Here is a 6746-nt window from a genome sequence, read left to right as displayed (position 1 = left end):
TTTCATCATCTAACCTACAAGCAGGGCTTTTTTTATTATATTTTTTGTATGCTTTTAATTCTTCTGTCTCTTCTGTTGTCTCTTCTTTTTCCTCTGTATTTTCTTCCTCTGTTAATTCTCCATCATTTTGTTCTAATTGATTTTTTAATTCTTTTTTCATTTTTTTATTATTTTTAATTTATTTTATAATTGCAGTCCGTCCTATGGCGGAGTTTCTAACCTTTTTTATTATAAAATAGGATTATCTGCCCTTGTTATAATTATTAAATGTTGTTCCCCAATAATGTCTTGCGTATATTTTATCTTTTCCCCTGTAGTAATAAGAATTTTCTTCTGTTTCGTCTATCGGGTGATAAGGAATAAAATAATGCATCGGGAATATCTTAATCTCTGGAGCGTATTTTATCAACTCTTCAGTACAAAACTTATTTCCTGTTTGTGATGGAGGATAAGGATAATTTGGCAATTCTCTTTCATATTTATGATATAAATCATCTATTAAATGCTTTACAAATTCATTTCCGCTTTTTGCTCCATAAATAGGAACTATTTTAAATTTATCTATGCTTTTTAAAAACTTTGGCGTTTCTATTTTTTTTTCTTCGTTAGTACAAGCCCAATCTATGGCATCTGCTCTGCATCTAACAGCAAACAATTCATAATCATTGTCAAATAATTCTGTTATATTTTCCAGACATTCACTATCCGCTGGTATAACCACTCCTCCGTATTCATATAATATCTCATATCTTATAATATCTGCTACTCCGTTATATTTTTTATTTCTTTTATAATATTCTATAAGTTTTTGATTTATCCAATTTCTTTTAAAAACTTTACTATTCGTCCATAAAACATATTCCCAATCAGGATTTTTTTCCTTCCAAGTGTCCATCCATTTTTTAGGTTTTTTTTCATCTCCAACCCATATTTGATGGATTATCTTTTCTATTTTCATATTTAATATTTTTCTTTGTTTTTAGTAATTCTCTTATGGCTTTGTTCAATGCTCTTTTATAATTTATTTTTTTATCTTCTTTTAATATTTTTTCCAATGATTTTTTTGCTTCCTCAATTGTTTCTTTGTTTTTTTTATCTTTTTCTTTCTCTAAATCACTACAAAACTTTGAACATAAACTTTCAGCAATCGCTACTGCTTGTTCTTGTTTCATATCAGGATTTTCGTCTAATATCTCTGGTATTTTCCTTGCTACACACTCATTTTTTGTTTCATCATCTAACCTACAAGCAGGGCTTTTTTTATTATATTTTTTGTATGCTTTCTCTAAACAACAAGTATTTATTCCTTTTGATTTGGCTAACGCTAACGCATCTGCCGGTATATTTACGGCCGATATTTCAAGTAAAGTATTGTTTTTCAAAACTCTAACTCCATTTACTTCTTCATAATCTTCTGAATTAAAACCAATTGAAAACGCTCTTATAAACTTTCCAGCATATAATTTATAAATTGTATTAGCAAAATCATATTCGTTAATAGCAAACTTTATTTTACCTTCAAGCATTTTATCATCATTTACAAAAATATCTATCATCTGTCCGATAGGAGGGCTCAACTGGTCGTGCGACCATAAAACAACAGGATTTTTCTTGTATTCCTCTAAATTCCAAGTTTCTTGGTCTATCATTTCACCATCTCTATCAGGCAATCCTGATGAAAAGATTGCTCTTATTATTCCGTTTTCTTCATCTATATTTTCTACTTCAACGCTAAATGTTTTTTTAATAAAATTCATATTATTTTATTTAATTTTATAATTCATATTTTGATGGATTACAAAATTTATTATTTATAAAACTTTTAAATTCTGTTGTTGACGCAACAAGATTTGTTGTGCTAATAAATGGACAATTATTATATTTTTCTATTTCTTTAACATCTAATATTTTAAAATCATCGGTAAAAACTGGATTTATTTCTTTAATAAAATAATTACAATAATAACTTCTTAACATTGTATTACTTTTATATTTGTCTATAATAAATTTTAATTTTTCTTTATTATAAACTATTGGGAAATGAACACCGAAAAATAATCCGTTTTTAAATTCTTCATATAATTTTTTTATTCCTTCTTTATAATAATAACTTTCTTTATACTGGTAATTCATATAATAATATTCTAGTGTTCCTTTATAGTAATAAGGTATTTCGTTATATTCTTTTAAGATAAAAAAATCATCGTTTGACAAAATAAAATTATCTGATATCTCTTTTGTCTCTAATATTATTTTCATCTTTTCATAAACATTATTGTATTTGTTATTTTTAATATCGTTGTATTTTATAAAATTAACATTTTTAATAAAATCTGGTTTATATCCTATAAGAAAAACATTATCAAACTTTAAATTTTTTTCAGCACTTCTTAAAGAATATCTTAACTCAATATTGTCATTTAAAATTTCTCTTTTTGTTAAATAAACTAAATCCATTAAATTTTATTTGATAAATTTATCACTACGGGAGCAATCGTACAACGACAATTTGGCTCGCAAGGATACATTAAATTATTTGAAAACGGCTTATCTAATTCTACAATTTCACCATCAATTGCTAAATGCTCTGGCCTTACTCTATCATCTAAAGTAGCAACCCATTCTTTACCTTCTACAACCTCGCTTTGCCTATACGCTTCAATGTGTGCTTCGTTTACAACTGCGTTTGTTTCTGTTCTTGCTATTGTCTCTGATCTATAATCGCTAAATTCTCTGTAAACATCTTTTATTATTTCTTTTAATTCAGGAATTGATTTTCCTTCCTCTATTCCTACTGATAAACTATCGGCTAATTTATCAAGCGTTGTTCCTATAACTGAATGGGCAAACAATTTTGCTCTTTCTTTTAGCATTCTATTTATTTCTTTTCCTGTGTTTATTTTTTTATAACTTTTATGAATGTCAAAGGGCTTGTCAATTCTCAATAATTTCATCGCTTTATCCCCTGCCTCTTGAAAAATTGAAACATATAAAGGGAATATATTTTCAATAAATTTATTTTCCTCTTCTTCTTTGTTCAATAATTTTTTAATTTCTCTTTTTGTTTTTGGCCTTTCCTTGGTAAAATTTTTAATTACTTCATCTCTTTCCTGATTTGCTAATCTTACCACTAATTGCCTCATTCTATTTTTTTTATTTTCTATGTCTCTTATAACATACTCAGAATATTGTTTTCTTTTTTCAGTGTCTTTAAACAATGACCTGCTAAAATTCTTTTTAATTATATTATCATTATATATTTTTTCTTTTAATTCGTTCTTAATTTTTAAAGCCCTTCTTCCGTGCAACGATTTAATATTATATAGTTTTGTTTTTTCAACTTCTGCTTCTATAATATTATCAGTTAAAGGCCTAAACAAAACATCTCCTCCTGTTATAGCAGGCAAGTTAAACATTTTTCTTGCTTCATTTATTGTAATCCATTTATCAATTCCTGCTTGTAATTCTTGTAATTTTAATTCTCTATCCTCTGGCGTTGGGTCAACAAAATCTAAATAATACTCTTCACCGAATTCAGGAATAATCAACTCTTCATTTAATTTATTAACTAATAATCTCATTTCAGGAATAATTGTTTCTCTTATAAATATCTGTTGTGCCGTTAAACTATTTGCCCTATTAACATCATCTAATATCGCTACAATAGGCTTTGGCACCTTAAATGCTACAAGAATGTCATCTCTTGTAAATTTCATCGATTCAATATAGTCCATCTCTTTTTGACTCAACGATATTTGATTATATTTCGCTCCGTTAGTTAATACTCCTAACCTACTGCTTTTTCCATCTCCTTTATGTCTTTTTTCCCACCCCATTATCAATTCCTTAACTTGAATAGGATTTAAATAAGTGGGAACTTCTATTATTCCATCTGGCCTTGCGTTATTTATGAAAAAGTTTCTCTGATAATTATTAGCAAATTCTTCAATTTCAATTCTTTCTTCTGCTGGCAACACTGGCGACATTCCTAAGTAATAACTTAATGGCGATGGATACTTTATGTGAATGATATCGTTTTTGTCAATTCTTTTTGTTTTTCCATCTTGAACTATCTCATAATATTTAATAAAGTTTTCCTCGTCTTCTACAATTGTAATTAAATCAGGCCTTATATTCCATAACTCCACAACTACATTTTTATTATTTCTTACTTTTAAAATAAAACTATCACCTGACAATTTTCTGTTTATAACATCTGTTTGAATAAATTCCTCTTTTGTGTAAAAAGGATTTACACGATATAACAAATCTAAAATAGGATGCGATAATATCTCTTCAACCTCACCTCTATTGTTTAAGATTTTAAAAAGTTTAAAATCAATTGCTGAAACGCTTTCCGCTATTCTTGAAACGCAAGCATAAACATAAACTGATTTTGAGTAAGAGTATAAAAATTTTGTTTTGTTATAATCTGAAAAAAAACTTCTTCTTGATGGATAATCAAAATCATCGTCTAAATCATCTAAAAATGTTTTTGTTTTATTTGGTAAAAATATTTTTTTAAAATTAGAAAAAATGCTCATAAAAAATATTTTAATTTATTAAATTATATTATTATTTTATTTCATTGTCAAATTAAAACCAGGTAATAGTTGGCGATTGTGAATATTGCGTCATTAATCCATAAACTAAAAATACAAAAGCGTCAACTAAATCATCGTGTTCTTCAATTCCAAAGTTTAAAAGTTGTATCAATAAATCCTCACAGCCTTTTTTAGGAAACAATACCATTCCGTTTTCTATGTAAGAAGATATTGTCATTAATCTTGCTCTTTTATCAGAACTAACCTTAACTCCTATTGCTGGTAATCCTGCCTTCTGCATTGCTTCAATCTGCATTGCTTGATAAGCGACATCTTCAACCCACAAAGGAGTATTAGTTCCATTTCCTAATATATTGCTTACAATAGATGCTTTATTCGTTGTTTCAAAACCGCTTAATCTTTCGTTCACTGGATTAGGCATTACATATATCGTTGGTTTGTTATTAACAACTGCCATCACTCCGCTAACCATTGCGGTATAATCAGCAGTAGATTTTTTAGATATCGCTAAATCAACTCCTGTCCCTTTTGATATTATATTTTCATCTTTTGGCAACTCATCATAATATTTAATCCAATCATCTTTTATCACTTGTCCTTCTTCTGGCACAATTCTTAATAAATATTCTCTTTGCCACGACCTCATTCCTATCGAATCGTTATATCCGATTTTTCTTTTTTCTTCTTCTATTACTTCCTCATTAGGAAACTTGTCTGGCCAAGCGATTTCATTTCTATCATTTATCAATGGTATTTTCAAAACTTTTCCATCTCTTATTTTATCTTTAATCTCTTTTTCAATTCTTGACATTACTCCGTCTGAATGAAGTAAGTTTCCTATAAGAATAAATTTTGTTTTTTTAGCCTCTCCTGCTGGCATAACATTTCCCACCAACCATCTATGAGTTTTGTCTCTTTGCTCTTTTGTTCTTATCATCTCTACATCTTCAATATCATCAATTATAACTAAATCTGGTCTCCATTGCTTATATCTTATCCCCCTAACTTTTTGTCCTGTTGATTTTCCAACTATTTTTGTGTCGTATGTAGGAATAATAATAGATGTTTTTTGCCATTCTTCTGATTTTGCGTTTTCTAAAATATTAAAAGGTCCAAAATCTTTTTTTAATAAAGAATTGTTTTCCAATTCTGTTTTTATGTTGTAAATGTGTTCTTTTATTTGCGAAAATGTATCTGATATTAAAACAATAAAATGGGCTTTGCCTGTAATCATTGCCCATATAGGATAAAATAACATTGAAATTGTTGTCTTTCCGCTTCCTCTAAAAGATATTATTTCAAGAAATTTATTATTATCGTCTTCTAATTCTTTATAAATTTCTTTTTGAAAATCAGCGGTTTTGTAAAAAAAATAATTGCCAAAATAAATTCTTGAAAACCACAATAAATTGCTTCTTGCTAACGCCCTTCTAAATTCTTGGTTGTTGCTTATTTTATTTTCTATGTCATTTATTATTTGTTCCATCTTTATTTTCTTTCAATTCATTGTTTTCTTCTTTATTGTCTTTATTGTCATCATTTTTATTATATTCTATATCTAAAACTTTTTTAATCAAATCTCTTTCTTCTTCTGAAAGAGAGTTTTCTATTTCTAATTGTCCTAATTTTCTTTCAAATATTCCAGCATCAAACATTTTATCAAATAAATCATTACTACTTGTTCTTAATTCTTTTATAGCCAATATTTTATCTTTTTTAGATGAGTCTTTATCTTTTATAATAATCCATAATCTTCTTTTTAATTCTTCTATTTCGTCCTGAAATTCCGCTAATACTTTATTTATCGTATAATAATCCATTCTTTTTATTCTTTCTTTTCTTATTTTTCTTAATAATCTATTTATATAATCTTTGTTTAAATGAATAGGAACTTTGCTTTTTTCTAACTCTTTTTGTATATCTAAAATACTTGCGTTAGGTTTCATCACCAACACTCTTCTAATTCTTCTTATGTGTTCTTGTTGTCTTTCTTCTGAATATCTCATTTATCCTTTATTTTCCTATTATTTTATTATATCATAATTAGTTTTATTTGTCATATTTTGAGAATATCAATCTATATTTTTTTCTTTCGTTCCTATATTTACAAACAGGACATTCTGGCGCATCATCTATATTCCTTACTCTCTTACACTTTGGACATCTTACATAATTATTTAC

General features: G+C 27.3%; 6 protein-coding genes. All 6 read right to left on the bottom strand.

Annotated elements, in window-relative coordinates:
- Positions 1-241: 241 nt before the first annotated feature.
- From PKV21_06455 to PKV21_06430, 6 genes are read right to left on the bottom strand one after another with little or no spacing between them, the layout of a single operon-like run.
- Positions 242-958 carry a glycosyltransferase gene (locus tag PKV21_06455; GenBank protein ID HOM27130.1) on the bottom strand — a complete coding sequence of 239 codons (717 nt, stop codon included), beginning with the start codon at positions 956-958 and terminating at the stop codon, positions 242-244.
- Positions 915-1757 carry an HK97 family phage prohead protease gene (locus tag PKV21_06450; protein HOM27129.1) on the bottom strand — a complete coding sequence of 281 codons (843 nt, stop codon included), beginning with the start codon at positions 1755-1757 and terminating at the stop codon, positions 915-917. The genes PKV21_06455 and PKV21_06450 overlap by 44 nt, the downstream gene beginning before the upstream one ends.
- 16 nt (positions 1758-1773) lie before the next feature.
- Positions 1774-2457: a hypothetical protein gene (locus tag PKV21_06445; GenBank protein HOM27128.1), complete on the bottom strand. Its 684-nt coding sequence runs from the start codon at positions 2455-2457 to the stop codon at positions 1774-1776.
- Positions 2457-4544, bottom strand: coding sequence for a phage portal protein (locus PKV21_06440; GenBank protein ID HOM27127.1), 2088 nt, complete (start codon positions 4542-4544; stop codon positions 2457-2459). The genes PKV21_06445 and PKV21_06440 overlap by 1 nt, the downstream gene beginning before the upstream one ends.
- Before the next feature lie 52 nt (positions 4545-4596).
- On the bottom strand, positions 4597-6051 hold the full coding sequence (gene terL / locus PKV21_06435; protein HOM27126.1) for a phage terminase large subunit: 1455 nt from the start codon (positions 6049-6051) through the stop codon (positions 4597-4599).
- The gene (locus PKV21_06430) at positions 6032-6571 is read right to left on the bottom strand and encodes a hypothetical protein (protein HOM27125.1); all 540 of its coding nucleotides are present in this window, start codon (positions 6569-6571) and stop codon (positions 6032-6034) included. Before PKV21_06430 ends, terL begins: the two co-directional genes overlap by 20 nt.
- Positions 6572-6746 lie beyond the last annotated feature (175 nt).

Source organism: bacterium, assembly GCA_035371905.1.
GTDB lineage: Bacteria > Ratteibacteria > UBA8468 > B48-G9 > JAFGKM01 > JAMWDI01.
This window is presented reverse-complemented; position numbering and strand designations above follow the sequence as displayed.

Excerpts from the sequence above, each read along its gene's own strand:
- PKV21_06455 (HOM27130.1), bottom strand. The coding sequence starts at position 958 with ATGAAAATAGAAAAGATAATCCATCAAATATGGGTTGGAGATGAAAAA.
- PKV21_06445 (HOM27128.1), bottom strand. The coding sequence starts at position 2,457 with ATGGATTTAGTTTATTTAACAAAAAGAGAAATTTTAAATGACAATATT.
- PKV21_06450 (HOM27129.1), bottom strand. The coding sequence starts at position 1,757 with ATGAATTTTATTAAAAAAACATTTAGCGTTGAAGTAGAAAATATAGAT.
- PKV21_06440 (HOM27127.1), bottom strand. The coding sequence starts at position 4,544 with ATGAGCATTTTTTCTAATTTTAAAAAAATATTTTTACCAAATAAAACA.
- terL (HOM27126.1), bottom strand. The coding sequence starts at position 6,051 with ATGGAACAAATAATAAATGACATAGAAAATAAAATAAGCAACAACCAA.
- PKV21_06430 (HOM27125.1), bottom strand. The coding sequence starts at position 6,571 with ATGAGATATTCAGAAGAAAGACAACAAGAACACATAAGAAGAATTAGA.